Source organism: Bordetella genomosp. 10 (genome assembly GCF_002261225.1).
In the GTDB taxonomy this organism is placed as follows: Bacteria; Pseudomonadota; Gammaproteobacteria; order Burkholderiales; family Burkholderiaceae_B; genus Bordetella_C.
Map to the genome: position 1 here is coordinate 1,515,264 of NZ_NEVM01000005.1, position 18,358 is coordinate 1,533,621.

Sequence of the window (18,358 nt, forward strand, 5' to 3'; positions counted from 1 at the left end):
CTTTCTATCCCTCAGCTCTTCTTGCCTTCGCTCTGCGACAGGCGCAGCAGCAGCATCTTGGACAGCGCCAGGACGATGGTGGTGATGATGAACAGCACCAGGCCCAGGTTCAGCAGCGCCGATTTCTGCAAGCCGGCGGCCTCGTTGAACTCGTTCGCCAGCGACGAGGCGATCGAGTTGCCCGGCGAGAACAGCGAGCCGGTCCAGTTGAAGGAATTGCCGATGACGAAGGTCACCGCCATGGTCTCGCCCAGGGCGCGGCCCAGGCCCAGCATGACGCCGCCGATGACGCCGTTCTTGGTGAACGGCAGCACCACTTTCCACATGACTTCCCAGGTCGTGCTGCCCAGGCCGTAGGCCGATTCCTTGAGCATGGGCGGCACCAGCTCGAAGACGTCGCGCATCACCGCCGTGATGAAGGGCGTGATCATGATGGACAGGATCAGGCCGGCGGTGAAGATGCCGATGCCGAACGGCGGGCCGGCGAACATGCCGCCGATGAGCGGAATGTTGCTCAATACCTCGATCAGGCCGGGCTGGACGTATTGCTGGAAGACCGGCACGAAGACGAACAGGCCCCACATGCCGTAGATGATGGACGGAATCGCCGCCAGCATCTCCACCGCGGTGCCCAGGGGGCGGCGCAGCCAGCGCGGCGACAGCTCGGTCAGGAAGATGGCGATGCCGAAGGACACCGGCACGGCGATAATCAGCGCGATCGCCGAGGTGGCGAGCGTGCCAAGGATCGGGACGACGGCGCCGTAGCTTTGCTGGACCGGATCCCAATCGTTGGTCCACAGGAAGGACAGGCCGTACTTGGCCAGCGATTCGCGGCTGCCGTAGATCAGCGAGATGAGGATCGCCGCCAGCAGGCTGAATACGAGGAAAGCGAATAAACGCGTGAGATTCTTGAACAGCGCATCCATCAGCGCGTTTGAGTTTTGCTTCATGGGGGATGGTGTGCCTTGGGCCGTGATGCCCGGCTCGGCGGATGAGACCGGCACATTATTATCCATTACCGCGCTCATGGATGGGCTTTCCTTGCTTGAAGAGCGGGCCCGGACGACTTGCCCGGGCCCGTGGTCCGGGGGGACGACCATCCCCCCGGGCTGCATCGGTGGCCGGACTCCGCGGCGTGGTTACCGCCGGGAAATCCGTTCATGCCGCCGGCTTACTGCCAGACGGCCTTGCCGTCGGCGCTCTTGATTTCCTTCCAGGAGGCGCGGATTTCGGTGGTCACGGCGTCGGGCAGCGGCACGTAGTCCAGCGCCTCGGCCGCCTTCTGGCCATCCTTGAAGGCCCAGTCGAAGAACGACAGGACGGCCTTGCCTTGCGCCGGCTTGTCCTGCACCTTGTGCACCAGGATGAAGGTGGCCGACGTCACGGGCCACGAAGTGGCGCCCGGTTCGTTGGTCAGCACCACGCCCATGCCGGGCGCGCTCTTCCAGTCGGCGTTGGCGGCGGCCGCGGCGAAAGCCTTCTGCTCGGGCTGAACGAACTTGCCGTCCTTGTTCTCGAGCTGCGTCCAGGCCAGCTTGTTCTGCTTGGCGTAGGCGTATTCGACGTAGCCGATCGAGTTCTTCAACTGGCCGACGTAGGCGGCGACGCCTTCGTTGCCCTTGCCGCCCTGGCCCACGGGCCACTTGACCGACTTGCCTTCGCCCACGGACGACTTCCACGAGGCGGAAACCTTGGACAGGTAGTTGGTCCAGCCGAAGGTGGTGCCCGAGCCGTCCGAACGGTGCACGACGATGATGTCGGCCGACGGCAGCTTGACGTCGCCGTTCAGGCTCTTGATCGCGGGATCGTCCCACTTCTTGATCTTGCCCTGGAAGATGTCGGCCAGCACCTGGCCCGACAGCTTCAGCGTGCCGGCCGGCACGCCGTCGATGTTCACCACGGCGACCGTGCCGCCGATCACGGCGGGGAATTGCAGCAGGCCGTTCTTGTCCAGGTCGGCGCCGCTCATGGGATCGTCCGAGGCGCCGAAATCGACGGTCTTGGCGATGATCTGCTGCTGGCCGCCGCCCGAGCCGATCGACTGGTAGTTCACGGCGTTGTTGGTGGCGGCCTTGTAGTCCGAAGCCCACTTGGCATAAACGGGATAGGGGAACGACGCACCAGCGCCGGTCACGTCGGCGGCCTGAACGGCGAAAACGGCGGCGCTCAGCGCGAAGCCAACGGAAATTTGCTTGAAGACACGCATCGTGGATTCCTTCTCGTGCTTGTTGGTGAAGTGCGGCGAGCGTCAGCACGCTCGTCTTGTGTCACGGGAACGGATCTTACGGAGGCTATATGACACGATAGTGACAGTCACATACTGGTCAAAAGGTGACGGGGACAGGCTCGCTTCCCGGCGTCGCATCCGAGGGGGAAATAAATTGAAATAATTTGGGCGCCCTTCCTTGCCGGAAGCTGAATGGCGCCCTGCCCTCTTAAACGCCCAGGCGCTCGATCAGGTGCTGGTGCAGCGAGAACGGCGCGCCGCGGCTGCGCACGCGCGTGAAATTGCCGTCGGGCTGTTGCTGCCAGGACAACTGGTTGTCGCGCAAGGCGTAGGTGAACGCCTCGTCGATGACCCGTTTCTTCAGCGCCTTGTCGTTGATCGGGAAGGCCACTTCCACGCGGCGGAAGAAATTCCGGTCCATCCAGTCGGCGGACGACAGGTAGACCGTCTCCTTGCCCTGCGCGTAGAAGTAGAAAACCCGGGAGTGCTCCAGGAAACGCCCCACGATGGAGCGCACGCGGATGTTCTCGGACAGGCCCGGCACGCCCGAACGCAGGGCGCAGACGCCGCGCACGATCAGGTCGATCTTCACGCCGGCCTGGCTGGCCTCGTAAAGCTCCTGGATCACCCCCGTCTCCAGCAGCGAATTCATCTTGGCCATGATGCGGGCCTTCTTGCCCTCGCGGGCGGCCTTCGCCTCGGCGCGGATCAGCGCCACCATGCCGTCGTGCATGGTGAAGGGCGACTGCAGCAGCGCCTTCAGGCTGCGCCGCGCGCCCAGGCCGGTCAACTGGGAAAACACCTTGTCGACGTCCTCGCACAGGGCCGGATCGGCGGTCAGCAGGCCGAAGTCGGTGTACAGCCGGGCCGTGCGCGGATGGTAATTGCCGGTCCCCAGGTGCGCGTAGCGGCGCAGGCGCCCCTTCTCGCGGCGCAGCACCAGCGCCATCTTGGCGTGCGTCTTGTGCCCCACCACGCCATAGACGACGTGGGCGCCCACCTCCTCCAGCTTGGCGGCCCAGTTGATATTGGTCTGCTCGTCGAAGCGCGCCATCAGCTCCACCACCACCGTCACCTCCTTGCCGGCCCGCGCCGCGGCCAGCAGGATCTGCATCAGCTCGGAATCCTCGCCGGTGCGGTAGATGGTCTGCTTGATGGCCATGACTTCCGGATCCACCGCGGCGGCGGTGAGGAAGTCGATCACGGGCTGGAAGGATTGATAGGGATGGTGCAGCAGGTGATCGCCCGCCGCGATGGCGGCGAACATCTCGCCCGGATCCAGCGTGCGGTCGAACGGCGCCGGCACCGGCGCGCGATAGGTCGGGAACAGCAACGACGGCCGGTCGGCCACATTGCACAATTGCATCAGGCGCGACAGGTTCACCGGACCGTTGACGCGGTAGGTGTCCGAGGGTCCGAGCGAGAACTCGCGCTGAAGGAAGGCCTCCAGGTCCGGCGGCGTCAGCTTGTCGATCTCCAGGCGCACGGCCAGGCCGAAATTGCGCTGCGACAGCTCGCCCTGCAAGGCCAGGCGCAGGTTGGTCACTTCTTCCTCGTCGACGTACAGGTCGCTGTTGCGGGTCACCCGCCACTGGTAGCAGCCCGCCATGGTCATGCCGGGAAACAGCTCGCCGACGAAGGCGCGCATCAGCGAGGTCAGCAGCACATGGCTGTCCGGGCGGCCCGACAGCTCGCTGGGCATGCGGATCAGGCGCGGCAAGGCGCGCGGCGCCTGCACGATGGCGATCGAGGCCTTGCGCCCGAACGCGTCGGTGCCCGACAGCGGGACGATGAAATTCAGGCTCTTGTTGTAGACGCGCGGAAACGGGTGCGCCGGGTCCAGGCCGATGGGCGTGAGCAGCGGCATGACGTCGCGCGTGAAGGTGGCGTGCGCCCACTGCTGTTGCGCTTCGTTCCATTCCGAGGCGTGATGCAGCGTGATGCCCTCGCGCTCCATGCAAGGCAATATTTCGTCGTTCAGCAGGTCGTACTGGCGGGCCACCAGGGCGTGGGTGGCCTCCTGCACCTGCGCGTAGGCCTCGCCCGGCGTCAGGCCGTCGCTGCCCACCAGGTTGGGCGTCTGCAGTTGCTGCGCCTTCAGGCTCGATATGCGGATTTCGAAGAATTCGTCCAGGTTGGAGCTGACGATACACACGTACCGCAGGCGCTCCAGCAGGGGGGTGGCCGGGTTCTCGGCCATCGCCAGGACACGTTCGTTGAATTTGAGCAGCGACAGTTCGCGATTCAGGAACCAGGGTTCAACCGCTTTCTGAGTCATGCAAGGTCCGTTATGTTTATGCCAGTCGGGTGTTCTCGCCGCCGGGCCGCGCTTACGCAAAAACGCCCCAACGGGGCGTCGGGCGGCGCAAGCCGTACGGCGGGCGGTCTTTTTACTTCAGTTTCGTGACAGTTCCATGACGAGCCCGATAAGCGTAACCGGAATTTCACACCCACGCGCGCCGCGCCGGCGCCGTCATATTCGGTCTCTATAATGGAGCGCATCAATGTCTTTATTGCAGCGCCGCATGGATCATCTTCTCGCCGCCGTCGACCTCGGTTCCAACAGTTTCCGCCTTTCCATAGGCCGGGTCACGCAGCAGGAGGGCTCAGAGCAGATCTACCAGATCGACCGGCTCAAGGAGACCGTGCGCCTGGCCGCCGGCCTGGACGCCGACAAGCGCCTGTCCCCGGACGCCATCGACCGCGCGGTGTCGGTGCTCGAACGCTTCGGCGAACGGCTGCGCAGCTTCCATCCCAACCGCGTGCGCGCCGTCGCGACCAACACCTTTCGCGTCGCCCGCAACACCGCCGACTTCCTGCCCCGCGCCGAGGCCGCGCTGGGCTTCCCCATCGAAGTCATCGCCGGCCGCGAAGAGGCCCGCCTGATTTTCTCCGGCGTCATCCACACCCTGCCCCCCTCGGCCAACAAGCGGCTGGTGGTCGACATCGGCGGGGGATCCACCGAAGTCATCATCGGCAAGGGCTTCGAACCGGGCCTGATGTCGTCGCTGTACATGGGTTGCGTCAGCTACAGCCGCCAGTTCTTCCAGGACGGCGTCGTCGACGCGCACCAGATGAAGCAGGCCGAGCTGGCCGCGCGGCGCGAAATCGAAGTCATCGCCAAGCAATATCGCAAGATGGGCTGGAAGGAAGCCTACGGCTCGTCCGGGACGGCCAAGGCCCTGTACGCCATCCTCACGGAATGTGGTTTTTCCACGACGGGGATCACGCGCAGCGGCCTGAACAAGCTCAAGGAGCGCATCGTCCGCGCCGGCCGCGTCATCCCGCAGGACCTGCCCGGCATCAAGGCCGAGCGGTCCGACGTGCTGCCCGGCGGCCTGGCCATCATGATCGCGCTCTTCGACGAGCTGAACATCGACGTCATGCACACCGGCGACGGCGCCCTGCGCCTGGGCGTGCTGTACGACCTGCTGGGCCGCGACGACCAGCACGACAAGCGCGACGAATCGGTGCGCCAGTTCATGCGGCGCTATCACATCGACCTGAACCAGGCCGCGCGCGTCAGGCGCTGCGCCCTGGCGCTGTTCTCGGGCCTGACGGCGCCGGACAGCGAACGCGGGGAATTGAAGCACCTGCTGGGCTGGGCCGCCGACCTGCATGAAGTCGGCCTGTCCATCGCCCACAACGACTACCACAAGCACTCGGCCTACGTGCTGGGCAACGCCGACATGCCGGGCTTCTCGCGCGCCGACCAGCAGGTGCTGGCCATGCTGGCGCTGGGCCACCAGGGCAAGCTGGCCAAGCTGGAGCCCCTGGTGCGCACGCGCGACCAATGGCTGGCGGTGCTGTGCCTGCGCCTGGCCGTGCTGCTGCTGCGCCGCCGGGAAGACCTGCCCACCCTGCCCCTGTCGCTATCGGTGCGCGACAAGTCCATCGTGATACGGGTCGACCATGAATGGCTGGCCGCGCATCCGCTCAGCGACTTCACCCTGCGCGCCGAGGAATCAGAATGGCGAAAAGTAGGTTACTCGTTCGAGCTGCTTGAGCTTTAGGCGAAAGGGGCGGGTCGCCCGCCGCACCAGCCGGATCTTCATTCTTCTGAGGGTTCGGCGCATTTTGCTGTCCTGGGTAAAGGATGAATGCCGCCGATCCCGGCGCGGCTAAGCGACCTTGCGGGCCCGGCCGGCGGCCTGGGCGGCTTGTTGTTCTTCCGACAGCGCCGGCAGGCCGAAGTGACGGCGGTAGCGCTCGTCCATGGCCTCCATGTCCAGCAGCACCGGGAAGTCGGCGGCGTTGAAATCGGGATCCCAGGCCGGCTCTCCGCAAACCTTCGCGCCCAGCTTCAGGTAGCCCTTGATCAGCGGCGGCACGCGGGCCGGCAGCGTGGTGCTGTTCAGCTTTTCCACCGGATAGCGATGCAGGGGCTCGACGCTGGGCAGCGTCTCGTCCTTCAGGTGAGGAGCGATGGCGCGCCAGACTTCGGCGGCGGTCACGCCGTCGTCGCGCAGGCTGACGCTGGCGCAACCCAGCAGATAACGGTAGCCGCCGCGGCGCATGTATTCGGCCACGCCGGACCACAGCAGCATGATGACCGTGCCGTTGCGGTGATCGGGGTGGGTGCAGGAGCGCCCCGCCTCGACCAGTTGCTCGCGCAGGGGACCCAGGCCGGTCAGGTCGAATTCGGACGCGGAGTAATAGCCGCCGGCTTCGCGCGCCTTCTCCGGCGTGAGCAGGCGGTAGGTGCCGACGACGCGGCCCGTATCCAGTTCCTGCACCATGAGATGTTCGCACCAGGGATCGAAGCGGTCCTGGTCGATGCCATCCTGGGCATCCGGAAACACCGCGCCCATGTCCTCGGTGAAGACGCGATAGCGCAGGCGCTGTATTTCCTCGATCTCATCCGTCGTACGAGCGAGGCCGACGACCAGTCCCGTGGTGGCGGGACCGGACCAGGCTTCCGCCGTGGTGCGATCGGATTCGATACGAACTAGTTCGAGCATTTGGGCCAACTCCTAGGTGTCCGCATAGTGTGGACGCCTTACATGTCAGGTAATTGACCGATATGTTACGTGACTGTGAAGCCCCGTGGCTCGCAGTTCGGGCCCGCGCTTACGGCTTTTTACCTGAAAAGGATAAGTCTTCAGTATTAACGACGGATTAAGTACGGATTAAGTCGTTTAAGTCGTTCAAGCCGTTTTTAGTGGCTGCGACGTCAAAAACTTGTCACTGTTGGCCTGCCCTCGGACCGCCTGGATACACACCCCGGCGGCCCGCGCCTGGCTCACCCCGCCAGCGAGGCCGCCAGTTGTTCGGCGCTGGCGCGCGCCAAGCCGGCGTCTTCCGCCTCGACCATCAGGCGCAGCTTGGGCTCGGTGCCGGAGGCGCGTATCAGCACGCGCCCGCGGCCGGCCAGGCGCGCCTCCACGTCGGTGCGCGCCTGGGTCAGGCCCGCATGGGTCCGCCAGTCGATGCCGGGCGTCAGCGGGACGTTGATCATTTCCTGGGGGTACATGCGCAGCTCGCCCACCCACTCGGCCAGCGTCACCGCGTTGCGCCGCAGGGCCGTCAGCACCTGCAGCGCGGCGATGATGCCGTCGCCGGTGGTATGGCAATCCAGGCAGATCAGATGGCCGGAGCTTTCGCCGCCATAGAGCCAGCCGCGCGCCTGCATCTGTTCCAGCACATAGCGGTCGCCGACGGCGGCCCGCTCGAAACCGACGCCGATTTTCTGCAACTGGCGCTCGAAACCGTAATTGGTCATCAGCGTGCCGACGACGCCGGCCACCGGGGCCAGTTGCATGCGCGCGCGCAGGATCGCGTACAGCAACTCGTCGCCGTTGTAGATACGGCCCTCGCCGTCGACCATCTGCAGGCGGTCGGCGTCGCCGTCCAGCGCGATGCCGAGCTGGGCGCCGCGCGCGCGCACTTCGGCGGCCAGCGAATCCGGATGCAAGGCGCCCACGCCCTTGTTGATGTTGAAGCCGTCCGGCTGCACGCCGATGGCATGCACCTCGGCGCCGAGTTCGCGGAAGACGTGGGGCGCGATGTGATAGGCCGCGCCATGCGCGGCGTCCACCACCAGCGTCAGGCCCTTCAGATCCAGGTCGTTGGGGAAGGTGCTCTTGCAGAACTCGATGTAGCGGCCCGCGGCGTCGTCGATGCGGCGGGCGCGGCCCAGGGCTTCGGAACTGACGCAACCCAGCGGCTCGTCGATGGCCGCCTCGATGGCGTTCTCGACCTCGTCGGGCAGCTTCATGCCGCGCGACGAAAAGAACTTGATGCCATTGTCCTGGTAAGGATTGTGGGAGGCGCTGATCACGATGCCGGCCGACAGGCGCAGGGCGCGCGTCAGGTAGGCGACCGCCGGGGTGGGCACCGGCCCGGCCAGCAGCACGTCGATGCCGGCCGCCGACAAGCCGGCCTCCAGCGCCGACTCCAGCATATAGCCGGAGATGCGCGTGTCCTTGCCGATCAGCACCTTGGGGCGCTCCGTGCCGGAGGACTTGCCCGCCAGCACGCGGCCGGCGGCATAGCCCAGGCGCAACGCGAACTCCGCGTTGATCACCGGACCGCCCACTTCGCCCCGCACACCGTCGGTACCAAAATATCTACGTTGACTCACGCTGCAACTCCCTGTTCAACGGCTTGCCACACCTTCAAAGCATCGACGGTTTCCGCGACGTCGTGCACGCGCACGATCGCGGCTCCCCGCGCCACGCAGGCAAGCGCGCCGGCGATGCTGCCGGCGAGCCGATCGCCGACCGGACGGCCGGTGACGCTGCCTATCATGGACTTGCGGGAGAGTCCCACCAATAACGGATAACTGGAGACGCGCAGGCTGGCGAGCCGGCGCAGCAATTGATAGTTCTGCTCGGCGGTCTTGCCGAAACCGAAGCCGGGATCGAGCACGATGCGGCGCGGATCCACCCAGGCGGCGCGCAGCTTCTGCGCGCGCGAGCCCAGGAAAATGCCGATCTCGCCCAGCAGGTCCGTATACGTCGTATCGTCCTGCATGGTGCGCGGCTCGCCTTTCATGTGCATGACGCACAGGCCGCAGCGCGTATTGGCGACGGCCTCGATGGCGCCCGGCTGGCGAAACCCGTAGACGTCGTTGATCATGTCGGCGCCGGCGTCCAGCACCGCGCGCATCACGCCGGGCTTGTAGGTGTCGATCGACAGCGGCACGCCGCAGTCGCGCAAGCCTTCGACCACCGGCAGCAGCCGCGCGAGTTCTTCCTGTTCGGACACTTCCGGCGCGCCGGGACGGGTGGATTCGCCGCCGATATCGAGAATGCTGGCGCCGTCGGCGACCAGCTTGCGCGCGTGCGCGATGGCGGAATCGGGATCGTCGTGCGCACCGCCATCGGAAAACGAATCCGGCGTGGTATTGACGATGCCCATGACCAGCGGGCGCTCAAGGTCGAACTCGAAGCGCCCGCACAAAAAGTTATTGGCCATAGTCTACTGACCGAACCGCCCTCAAACCGCCGCGGCCGTGCTGCCGCCGGTCGCCAGGCCGCTGGGCGGCGTATCGGCGGAGTCCGACGGACCTTGGGGGGTCTTGGGCGGACGGGGGGGACGGCCGGCCATGATGTCGTCGATCTGGTCCGCGTCGATGGTTTCCCATTCGAGCAGCGCGGCGGTCATGGCCTCGACCTTGTCGCGGTTGTCTTCCAGGATCTTGCGCGCGACGCCGTACTGCTCGTCGATGATGCGGCGGATCGAGGAGTCGACCTTCTGCATGGTCGCTTCGGAGACGTGCGTGGTCTTGGTGACGCTGCGGCCCAGGAACACTTCGCCTTCGTTCTCCGCATAGACCATGGGGCCCAGTTCGTCGGTCATCCCGTAGCGGGTAACGATGTCGCGGGCGATGGCGGTGGCGCGCTCGAAGTCGTTCGAGGCGCCCGTCGTCATCTGGTTCATGAAGAGTTCTTCGGCGATGCGGCCGCCGAACAGGACGGCGATGGTGCTCAGCAAGCGCAGCTTGTCCATGCTGTAGCGGTCGGTTTCCGGCAACTGCATGGTCACGCCCAGCGCGCGGCCGCGCGGGATGATGGTGACCTTGTGCACCGGATCCGTCTTGGGCAGCATGCGCGCGACGATGGCGTGGCCGGACTCGTGGTAGGCGGTGTTCTTGCGCTCTTCCTCGGGCATCACGATGGAGCGGCGTTCCGCGCCCATGATGATCTTGTCCTTGGCCTTTTCGAAGTCCGACATGTCGACCGTGCGGCCGTTGCGGCGGGCGGCGAACAAGGCGGCCTCGTTGACCAGGTTGGCGAGGTCGGCGCCGGAGAAACCGGGCGTGCCGCGCGCCAGCACCGAGGCGTCGACGTTGGGCGACAGCGGCACCTTGCGCATGTGGACCTTGAGGATCTGGTCGCGGCCGCGGATATCGGGCAGCGGCACCACGACCTGGCGGTCGAAGCGGCCCGGACGCAGCAGCGCGGGATCCAGCACGTCGGGACGGTTGGTGGCGGCGATGACGATGACGCCCTGGCCGGACTCGAAGCCGTCCATTTCCACCAGCATCTGGTTCAGGGTCTGCTCGCGCTCGTCGTTGCCGCCGCCCAGGCCGGCGCCGCGCTGGCGGCCGACCGCGTCGATTTCATCGATGAAGATGATGCAGGGGGCATGCTTCTTGGCGTTCTCGAACATGTCGCGCACGCGGGCCGCGCCCACACCGACGAACATTTCGACGAAGTCCGAACCCGAAATGCTGAAGAACGGCACCTTGGCTTCGCCGGCGATGGCCTTGGCCAGCAGCGTCTTGCCGGTACCCGGCGAGCCGACCATCAGCACGCCGCGCGGAATGCGGCCGCCCAGCTTCTGGAACTTGCTGGGGTCGCGCAGGAAGTCGACCAGCTCCTGCACGTCTTCCTTGGCTTCGTCGCAGCCGGCGACGTCGGCGAAGGTGATCTGGTTGGTGTTCTCGTCCAGCATGCGCGCGCGCGACTTGCCGAAGCTGAACGCCCCGCCGCGGCCGCCGCCCTGCATCTGCCTCATGAAGAAGATCCAGACCCCGATCAGCAACAGCATGGGGAACCAGGACACGAAGATGTTCATCAACAAGGACTGCTCTTCGCGCGCCTTGCCGGAAACCTGCACACCGTACTTCAGCAGATCGGAGACCATCCAGATGTCGCTCGGCGCCGTCAGCGTATACGGGCGGCCCGCGTCCGGCGTCACGTAGAGCACGTCGCCTTGCACGTCCACCTTGCGGATGCGGCCGGCCTTGGCATCATCCATGAATTGCGTATAGCTGACGCCGTCCTGCGATTGGGTGCGTCCGTCGAACTGCTTGAATACCGTGAACAGCACAAGCGCGATCACCATCCAGACCGCGACTTTGGAAAATGAATTGTTCAAGGCGAATCTCCTGCTTTCGATTCTGACTCGTGGTTGCGGCAAGCAATGCCATAGGACACAACCATAAGTATGTCAATAGCCATTCTACCCCGTGGAGGGCATGCGTGGGCTGATCCCTGGGGATCGTCGGTCAATTGGGGGAAATCATAAAAAGGGGCATATGGCTGGAATGAGGAGTGACCTCGCTAGGCTTTGAGGGTCCGCCCGACCAAAAAGGTCTCCGACGAATTCGATCGGGACGCCTTGGGCTTGCGTTCGACCACGCGCTTGAAGCGTTTCTTGAAGGACTCGACGATTTGCGAAAACCCGCTTCCATGGAAGGCCTTGACGATGAGCGCGCCTTCCGGCTTCAGGTGGGCGCAGGAAAATTCGAGGGCGAGATCGCAAACATGCTGGATGCGCGCGGCGTCGGCGGACTCGACTCCCGATAGGTTGGGGGCCATATCGGAAATTACAAGATCCACCTTGCGGCCCTCCAAAAGATTTTCCAATTGTTTCAAAACGGCGTCTTCCCGGAAATCGCCCTGGATGAATTCCACGCCGGCGATGGGTTCCATGGGCAGGATATCGAGGGCGACGATGCGCCCGTCTATCACGCCGCCGGCGCCCACCAGGCGCTCGCGCGCCACCTGCGACCAGCTTCCCGGCGCCGAGCCCAGGTCGACCACGATATCGCCCCGCCGCAGGAGCTTCTCGGTCTCGATGATTTCCAGCAGCTTGAAGGCCGCGCGGGCGCGATAACCCTTTTGTTGCGCCATCTTCACATAAGGGTCGTTGATGTGCTGGTGCAACCAGTCTTTGGAGAATTTATTCTTGGCCATTCCCGTACAATTCCGCCATGCCTATATTAGAAATTACATCCCGCGAACGTAGCGCCCTGCGCTCGGCTGCCCATCCGCTGCGTCCTGTCGTCCTGGTTGGCGACAAGGGTCTTTCCGACGCAGTGCTCAAGGAAATCGATCTGAACCTGACCTCGCACGGACTGATCAAGGTCCGCGCGGGCGGCGACGACCGCGAGGCCCGCGAGGAGATGCTGGCGCATATCTGCGACGTATTATCCTGCGCGCCGGTGCATCACCTGGGCAAAATGCTGATTCTCTACCGTCCGCTCGCCAACGGCGTGTCGGTCCTGCCACAGGCCGCCCCCGCCGGGGACGCGCGCGCGAAACGCAAGGCGTCCGAGCCGCACGTGCCGAAAAAGCTGGCCGCCGCCGGCAAGACCCTGGCCAAGCCCGCCCGCGCGCCGCGCCGCCTGGAGGAAGAAGCCCCGCGCAACCGCTACGCGCAGCAGGCCGAACTGAACAAGGCCGGCAAGCCCGTGCGCCCCAGCACCCGCAAGGCCGCCGCGCCCGCGCACGGCATTCCGCGCCGCGCCGGCAGCGCCCTGAGCCTGCGCGCCGGCGCGCGTTCCGGCATCCAGCGCGGCACGATGGCGCGCAAATCCGCCAAGCGCTGAAAGGCCCACCCCCTACCGCGCTGCGCGCGGCCCCCTCAAGGGGGCGGCGCTGGCGGACCTGGGGGCCCGGCGAATCACAGATACTTGATGCTGATCACTTCGTATTCGCGCAAGCCGGACGGCGCCTGCACTTCCACGACGTCGCCCTCGGACTTGCCGATCAGCGCGCGGGCCACCGGGCTGGACACGGAAATCATGTTGGCGCGGATGTCGGCCTCGACGTCGCCGACGATCTGGTAGACCACGCGGTCGCCCGAATCCAGGTCCTCGATTTCCACGGTCGCGCCGAAAACCGCGCGGCCGTCGGTGTCCAGTTCCTGCGGATTGATGATCTGCGCGTTCGACAGCGTGCCCTCGAGTTCGGCGATGCGGCCCTCGATGAAGCCCTGGCGCTCGCGCGCCGCGTCGTACTCCGCATTCTCGGACAGGTCGCCCTGCGCGCGCGCCTCGGCGATGGCATTGATCACCGAAGGCCGTTCGATGGTTTTGAGCCGGTGCAACTCTTCGTGCAGGCGTTTGGCCCCGCGCACCGTCAACGGAATCGCAGACATAACATTTCCCAACAAAGTAGAAAACGCCCCACCAGGGAGCGTTCGGACCAAGGTCGTGCCAGGCGGGACGCGCCACGCGGCGCGCCACAACAGGGGGGAATCTCGATTCGCTCCTCGCCTCGTGCTCGCTCTTCCTGAGCCGGCGTCACGCCGGCGGCGGCAAGCTTCGACCGAAAAAACAAAACCGCCCCCATTCAGCGCGTCAGCGCCGCTCGCGGCCCGGGCGATACGTACACCGGGCGCTTTTTGTCATGGGGCGGCCCGGCGACAAAAAACCCCGGCTCGGATCTGAACCGGGGCAAGCAGATGACATTGTCGGCAACTTTCAGGGGAATTGCAAGCCGTCCCCAATAGCGCCGGCGTCAGCGCGAGGGACGCAACAGCGCATACAGGATGATGGCGCCGAAGGTCGCCGTGCCGATGCCGCCCAGCGTGAAACCGCCCAGGTGGACGGTGAAATCGCCCGCGCCCAGGACCACGGTGACGGCGGCGGTGATCAGGTTGCGGTTGTCGGCGAAATCGACCCGGTTGACGATCCAGATCCGCGCGCCGGCGATGGCGATCAGGCCGAACACCACCACCGACATGCCGCCGAGCACCGGCGCCGGAATGGTCTGTATGAGCGCGCCGAACTTCGGCGAAAAACCCAGCAGGACGGCGATCAGCGCGGCGACCGCGAAGACCAGCGTGGAATAGATGCGGGTCACCGCCATCACGCCGATGTTCTCGGCATAGGTGGTGACGCCGGTCCCGCCGACCGCGCCCGACAGCATGGTCGCCACGCCGTCGCCGACGAAGGCGCGGCCCAGGTAGCGGTCCAGGTCCTGCCCGGTCATGGCGCTCACGGCCCGGATGTGGCCGAGGTTTTCCACCACCAGGATGAGGGCGACCGGCACGATCAGCCCCAGCGCGGGCGCCGAGAAAACCGGCGCGCTGAAATGCGGCAGGCCCAGCCAGGGCGCCGCCGCGACCGCCGAGAAGTCCATCGGCTTGCCCAGGCCGATGCCGTTGGCGCAGATGGCGTAGATGACGCAGGCCGCAATCAGGCCGGCCAGGATCAACAGCCGTTGCACCATGCCCTTGGCGCGCACCGCGATCCCGCCGACGCAGAGTATCGTGACGATGGCCATGCAGGTGTCGAAGCCGGATCCGCCCATGGCGCCCTTGGCGGCGACCGGCGCCAGGTTCAGGCCGATCACGACCACCACGGCGCCGGTGACCACCGGCGGCATCAAGGCCTCGATCCAGCGCGCGCCGCCGCCCGCCCGGGCGTTGGCCACCCAGACCAGCGCGCCGATGAGCGCATACACGGCGCCGCAGGCGATGATGCCGCCCAGCGCCACGCCGATGTTGGGATTGGGACCGGAGCCGCCATAGCCGGTCACCGCGATGATGCCGCCGATGAAGGCGAAGCTGGACCCCAGGTAGCTGGGCACGCGCCCGCCGACGAACAGGAAGAAGATCAGGGATCCCACGCCGGACATCAGGATCGCGAGGTTGGGATCGAATCCCATCAGCAAGGGGGCCAGCACCGTCGAGCCGAACATCGCCACCACGTGCTGCAAGCCCATCAGAACGGTCCGCGGCCAGGGCAGGCGCTCGTCCGGCGCCATCACCGTGCCGGGCACCAGTTCCCGGACCAGACGCCAACGCGGAAAATAGGACACCGGCATGCACTCCCCTGCGAAAACCTTGTCGAACCGGCGGCCTGCCGGCGTTTCGCGCAAGAGTACACCAGCGGCGGACCGGATATCCACGCGGCCGCGCGGACCCCAGGCGGGTCCGCGCGGCGCATGCCGGGCCGCCCGCGGGCGCGGGCTTCAGCTTGAGGAATCTTCCAGCGACCTGCCCTTGGTCGACGGGCCGATGATCGCGACGACGACCGCGGCGGCCAGCAGCACGACGTCGCTGACCACGAAGACGAACAGCTTGCCTTTCAGCACCGAAAAGACGCCGAACACCAGCAGCAGGATGATGGCGCCCGCCCGGCCCCACGCGGATGCCAGGCCCATGCCGGTGGCGCGGATCTCCGTCGGGTACAGCTCCGGCGTGTAGTTGTAGATCGCCGTCGAGCCCAGGGCCAGGCAGAACGCCATGAGGCCGCCGAACGTCATCAGCGCGGTCGAGGTGGTCGCCAGACCGAAGAGCGTGCCGAAGACGGCCGTGCCGATGAAGGCGATGACGGTGGTCGGCTTGCGGTCCAGCCAGTCGACCACGTAGCCGCCCACGACATAGCCGGGAATGACCGCGGCATAGATGGCGATGGAGAACTGGAAGGACTTGACGATGGTGAAGCCCTCCATGGCCAGCAGGGTCGGCACGAAGGTCATGAAGGTATAGAGCACGCCGTATTCCGCGAACCATGCCAGCCACATCATCAGCGTCAGCTTCCGGTAGCGCGGGCTGAGCAGGTCGCGCGCGGTATAGGCGCGCGCCGGTTCCGCAAGCGCGGCGGGCGCCGGAGCCGGTGCCGGGGCTTGGGTACCCGCGCCCGCCAAGGTGCGCCCTACCCGCCGCTCGATCGAGCGCAGCACCGCCTCGGCCTCCTCCACGCGCCCCTTGCGCAGCAGCCAGCGCGGCGACTCGGGTAGCCCCGAGCGCATCAGGCCGACGACGATGGCGAAGGGCAGCGTCAGGAAGAGCGCGGCGCGCCAGCCCAAATTCGGAATGATGTTCAGCGCCCAGATCGGCGAGAACGCGATGCCCAGCGCGAAGAAGCCCATCATCCAGCCGCCCAGCTTGCCGCGCACGCGGGTCGGCCACAGCTCGGCCAGATAAGGCGGCACGATGGAGCTTTCCGCGCCGACGAACAGCCAGGTGAAGAAGTTCAACGCCGCGAAACTCCACACGTCGCCGACCAGCCCGCGCGACGCGGAGAACAGCGAATACATCACGAGCGTGAGCATGATCATCCGCTTGCGCCCGTAATGGTCGGCCGCGAAACCCGCGACCGCGGACCCGACCAGGTAGCCCGCCAGGCCGATCGCGGAGATGACGCCTATCGTCGCGGTGCCGAAGCCCCACAGCGGGCTCAGCGTCGCCAGGACGAAGCCGGTGATGACCGTGTCCAGGGTGTCGAAGAAGAGGGAAAGCGCCGCGACGACCAGCACCACGACGTGGAACCTGGACACGGGCAGCCGGTCGAGGCGGGCCGCGATCTGCGGCTGGGTCAGCGCGGCCGCTTGCGCCGTGAGGCCGGCCGGAGGCGACCCGGAGGCCGCGATCTGCGAGGGAGAGGATGGAACGGTGGTCATGAGAGCCCCTTGGACGCCGGCTGCGCGCCGGCCTGTTTTGAATTTGATTTGTCTATGGAAACGGCCGCGCTCAGGCCGCGCCGATGCCGGGATGGAACCGGCCGTAGCCCGGCGTGCCGGTGATCTTGCCGTGATCCATCACCGTCGCGCCGCGCACGATGGTGTAGACGGGCATGCCCTGGGTCGATATGCCTTCCCACGCGGTATAGCCGGACTTGGTGTGCATGTCGGCGACCGTGAACGTCTGCCGCGCCTGCATGTCGACGATGGTGAAATCGGCGTCCGCGCCGACCTGGATGCGGCCTTTCCTGGGATACTGGCCGAAGCGCCTGGCGGGCGCCTCGGCGCACAGCTTCGCCACGTCGCCCAGGCCCAGCTTGCCTTCGTTCACCGCGTTGAGCACCAGGGGAATGAACTCCTGCGCCCCCGTGATGCCGAGCGGAACGGAAAAGGCGTCCTGCCATCCCGGCGTGATCTCCTCCAGGGTATGCGGCGCGTGCTCGCCGACCAGCATGTCGGCCGTGCCGTCCCGGATCGCCTCCCAATGCGCCTCCGGCGCATAGGCCCATGAATACGCACCCGGCCCCACCTTCTCGGCCTGCGCGCGGGTCATGAACAGGGTCGCCGTTTCCATCTCGCCCGAAATATCGACGCCCTGCCGCTTGGCGAAGCGGACCAGTTCGTTCGCCGCCGGCGGCATGACGCCCATGTGCAGCACGTGCAGGCGCACGCCCGTGACGCGCGCGTAGTAGGTCGAGGCCGCCAGCCCCGCCGCCATGCCGTGGCCGTACATATAGCCGCGCTCGTAGGCTTCCATGTAGTCGCGGTTCGTCGTCCTGCCGGCGTTGATGTAGTCGCGGAAGGTCAGGCGCTTGCACCACTCGCTGTCGTCGTGATGCACGGCGCACAGCAGTCCCGTGTCGGCGACGGCCTCGTACAGTTCATGGAGGATGCCGTGATCGACGACGCCGAGTTCGGAGATATACGGGTACACCTCCTTCACGTGGCGCGTATTGAATACCTTGATGCCCACCGCGCCGGCCTTGGCCAGCGCGGCCACGGTCTTGGGATACAGGCCGCCGCCATACAGCGCGTAGTCCACCAGCGCCTTGGGCGCGATCGTCGCGCGCTTGAGTTCGAACGATTCCAGCGTGGTCGGATGCGGATCGTTGTTCGTCATGTCGATACAGAACGTGATTCCGCCGGCGGCCGCGGCGGTCGTGCCCGACGTGAAGTCTTCCTTGTAGGTGTGCCCCGGCTCGCGGAAATGGCAGTGGACATGCCACAAGCCGGGCAGCACGTCGAGGCCCTTGGCGTCGATAACCTTGGCCGCGGGCGGCGTCGCGGCCGCGTCGGTCAACCCGACGATCCTTCCTTCCCGCACGCATACGTTCAGGCGCGCGCTGCCCTCCGGCGTATGCACCGTTCCGTTCGCGATCACCAGGTCGACATGCCCCTGGTCCGGCTGGTCCTTCGTGCCCATCGAGTTCCCCTTTTAAAAATACACAGTCAATACACGAATAATTTTTAATGTATAAAAGAT

At 65.9% G+C, this 18,358-nt stretch carries 14 protein-coding genes; 2 read left to right on the forward strand and 12 right to left on the reverse strand.

Going from position 1 to position 18,358, the window contains the following annotated elements; all coding sequences use genetic code 11:
- Window positions 1–11 precede the first annotated feature (11 nt).
- The 3 genes from pstC to ppk1 form a co-directional block, all read right to left on the reverse strand.
- Window positions 12–1,028: a phosphate ABC transporter permease subunit PstC gene (gene pstC / locus CAL29_RS22890; protein ID WP_094855272.1), complete on the reverse strand. Its 1,017-nt coding sequence runs from the start codon at window positions 1,026–1,028 to the stop codon at window positions 12–14.
- A 143-nt stretch (window positions 1,029–1,171) separates the two neighbouring features.
- Window positions 1,172–2,206: a phosphate ABC transporter substrate-binding protein PstS gene (pstS, locus tag CAL29_RS22895; RefSeq protein ID WP_094855273.1), complete on the reverse strand. Its 1,035-nt coding sequence runs from the start codon at window positions 2,204–2,206 to the stop codon at window positions 1,172–1,174.
- Between the two features lie 229 nt (window positions 2,207–2,435).
- Entirely contained in the window at window positions 2,436–4,505 is a 2,070-nt protein-coding gene (gene ppk1, locus CAL29_RS22900) for a polyphosphate kinase 1 (RefSeq protein WP_094855274.1), read from the reverse strand.
- A 247-nt stretch (window positions 4,506–4,752) separates the two neighbouring features.
- Here ppk1 and ppx point away from each other — a divergent pair, with 247 nt between their 5' ends.
- Window positions 4,753–6,240: an exopolyphosphatase gene (ppx, locus tag CAL29_RS22905; protein WP_094855275.1), complete on the forward strand. Its 1,488-nt coding sequence runs from the start codon at window positions 4,753–4,755 to the stop codon at window positions 6,238–6,240.
- A 108-nt stretch (window positions 6,241–6,348) separates the two neighbouring features.
- On the opposite strand, the gene CAL29_RS22910 is transcribed toward ppx, so the two are convergent.
- The 5 genes from CAL29_RS22910 to CAL29_RS22930 all read right to left on the reverse strand — a co-directional run bounded on the left by CAL29_RS22910 (window position 6,349) and on the right by CAL29_RS22930 (window position 12,375).
- Window positions 6,349–7,188, reverse strand: a complete 840-nt coding sequence (locus CAL29_RS22910) for a GNAT family N-acetyltransferase (protein ID WP_094855276.1) — start codon at window positions 7,186–7,188, stop codon at window positions 6,349–6,351.
- Between the two features lie 281 nt (window positions 7,189–7,469).
- A complete protein-coding gene (glmM, locus tag CAL29_RS22915) occupies window positions 7,470–8,810 on the reverse strand; it encodes a phosphoglucosamine mutase (RefSeq protein WP_094855277.1) in 1,341 nt (446 codons plus the stop codon).
- A complete protein-coding gene (gene folP / locus CAL29_RS22920; protein ID WP_094855278.1) occupies window positions 8,807–9,646 on the reverse strand; it encodes a dihydropteroate synthase in 840 nt (279 codons plus the stop codon). The genes glmM and folP overlap by 4 nt, the downstream gene beginning before the upstream one ends.
- 21 nt (window positions 9,647–9,667) lie before the next feature.
- The gene (ftsH, locus tag CAL29_RS22925; RefSeq protein ID WP_094855279.1) at window positions 9,668–11,554 is read right to left on the reverse strand and encodes an ATP-dependent zinc metalloprotease FtsH; all 1,887 of its coding nucleotides are present in this window, start codon (window positions 11,552–11,554) and stop codon (window positions 9,668–9,670) included.
- A gap of 185 nt (window positions 11,555–11,739) precedes the next feature.
- Window positions 11,740–12,375, reverse strand: a complete 636-nt coding sequence (locus CAL29_RS22930) for an RlmE family RNA methyltransferase (RefSeq protein ID WP_094855280.1) — start codon at window positions 12,373–12,375, stop codon at window positions 11,740–11,742.
- A gap of 17 nt (window positions 12,376–12,392) precedes the next feature.
- Here CAL29_RS22930 and CAL29_RS22935 point away from each other — a divergent pair, with 17 nt between their 5' ends.
- Entirely contained in the window at window positions 12,393–13,010 is a 618-nt protein-coding gene (locus CAL29_RS22935; RefSeq protein WP_094855281.1) for a YhbY family RNA-binding protein, read from the forward strand.
- A gap of 74 nt (window positions 13,011–13,084) precedes the next feature.
- Here the strand turns inward: CAL29_RS22935 and greA are convergent, their stop codons facing one another.
- The 4 genes from greA to CAL29_RS22955 form a co-directional block, all read right to left on the reverse strand.
- On the reverse strand, window positions 13,085–13,561 hold the full coding sequence (gene greA, locus CAL29_RS22940; RefSeq protein ID WP_094855282.1) for a transcription elongation factor GreA: 477 nt from the start codon (window positions 13,559–13,561) through the stop codon (window positions 13,085–13,087).
- Window positions 13,562–13,923: 362 nt separating this feature from the next.
- The gene (locus tag CAL29_RS22945) at window positions 13,924–15,234 is read right to left on the reverse strand and encodes a solute carrier family 23 protein (RefSeq protein ID WP_094856847.1); all 1,311 of its coding nucleotides are present in this window, start codon (window positions 15,232–15,234) and stop codon (window positions 13,924–13,926) included.
- A gap of 147 nt (window positions 15,235–15,381) precedes the next feature.
- Complete coding sequence (locus CAL29_RS22950) at window positions 15,382–16,815, reverse strand: MFS transporter (RefSeq protein ID WP_094855283.1); 1,434 nt, start codon at window positions 16,813–16,815, stop codon at window positions 15,382–15,384.
- 70 nt (window positions 16,816–16,885) lie between these two features.
- Window positions 16,886–18,298, reverse strand: coding sequence for a dihydroorotase (locus CAL29_RS22955; protein ID WP_094855284.1), 1,413 nt, complete (start codon window positions 18,296–18,298; stop codon window positions 16,886–16,888).
- Window positions 18,299–18,358 lie beyond the last annotated feature (60 nt).

Bases quoted from the DNA above. Each gene is read 5' to 3' on its own strand.
- CAL29_RS22955 (WP_094855284.1), bottom strand. From the start codon at position 18,298: ATGGGCACGAAGGACCAGCCGGACCAGGGGCATGTCGACCTGGTGATC.
- CAL29_RS22945 (WP_094856847.1), bottom strand. From the start codon at position 15,234: ATGCCGGTGTCCTATTTTCCGCGTTGGCGTCTGGTCCGGGAACTGGTG.
- greA (WP_094855282.1), bottom strand. From the start codon at position 13,561: ATGTCTGCGATTCCGTTGACGGTGCGCGGGGCCAAACGCCTGCACGAA.
- CAL29_RS22930 (WP_094855280.1), bottom strand. From the start codon at position 12,375: ATGGCCAAGAATAAATTCTCCAAAGACTGGTTGCACCAGCACATCAAC.
- ppk1 (WP_094855274.1), bottom strand. From the start codon at position 4,505: ATGACTCAGAAAGCGGTTGAACCCTGGTTCCTGAATCGCGAACTGTCG.
- folP (WP_094855278.1), bottom strand. From the start codon at position 9,646: ATGGCCAATAACTTTTTGTGCGGGCGCTTCGAGTTCGACCTTGAGCGC.
- CAL29_RS22935 (WP_094855281.1), top strand. From the start codon at position 12,393: ATGCCTATATTAGAAATTACATCCCGCGAACGTAGCGCCCTGCGCTCG.
- pstC (WP_094855272.1), bottom strand. From the start codon at position 1,028: ATGAGCGCGGTAATGGATAATAATGTGCCGGTCTCATCCGCCGAGCCG.
- CAL29_RS22910 (WP_094855276.1), bottom strand. From the start codon at position 7,188: ATGCTCGAACTAGTTCGTATCGAATCCGATCGCACCACGGCGGAAGCC.
- ppx (WP_094855275.1), top strand. From the start codon at position 4,753: ATGGATCATCTTCTCGCCGCCGTCGACCTCGGTTCCAACAGTTTCCGC.
- pstS (WP_094855273.1), bottom strand. From the start codon at position 2,206: ATGCGTGTCTTCAAGCAAATTTCCGTTGGCTTCGCGCTGAGCGCCGCC.
- CAL29_RS22950 (WP_094855283.1), bottom strand. From the start codon at position 16,815: ATGACCACCGTTCCATCCTCTCCCTCGCAGATCGCGGCCTCCGGGTCG.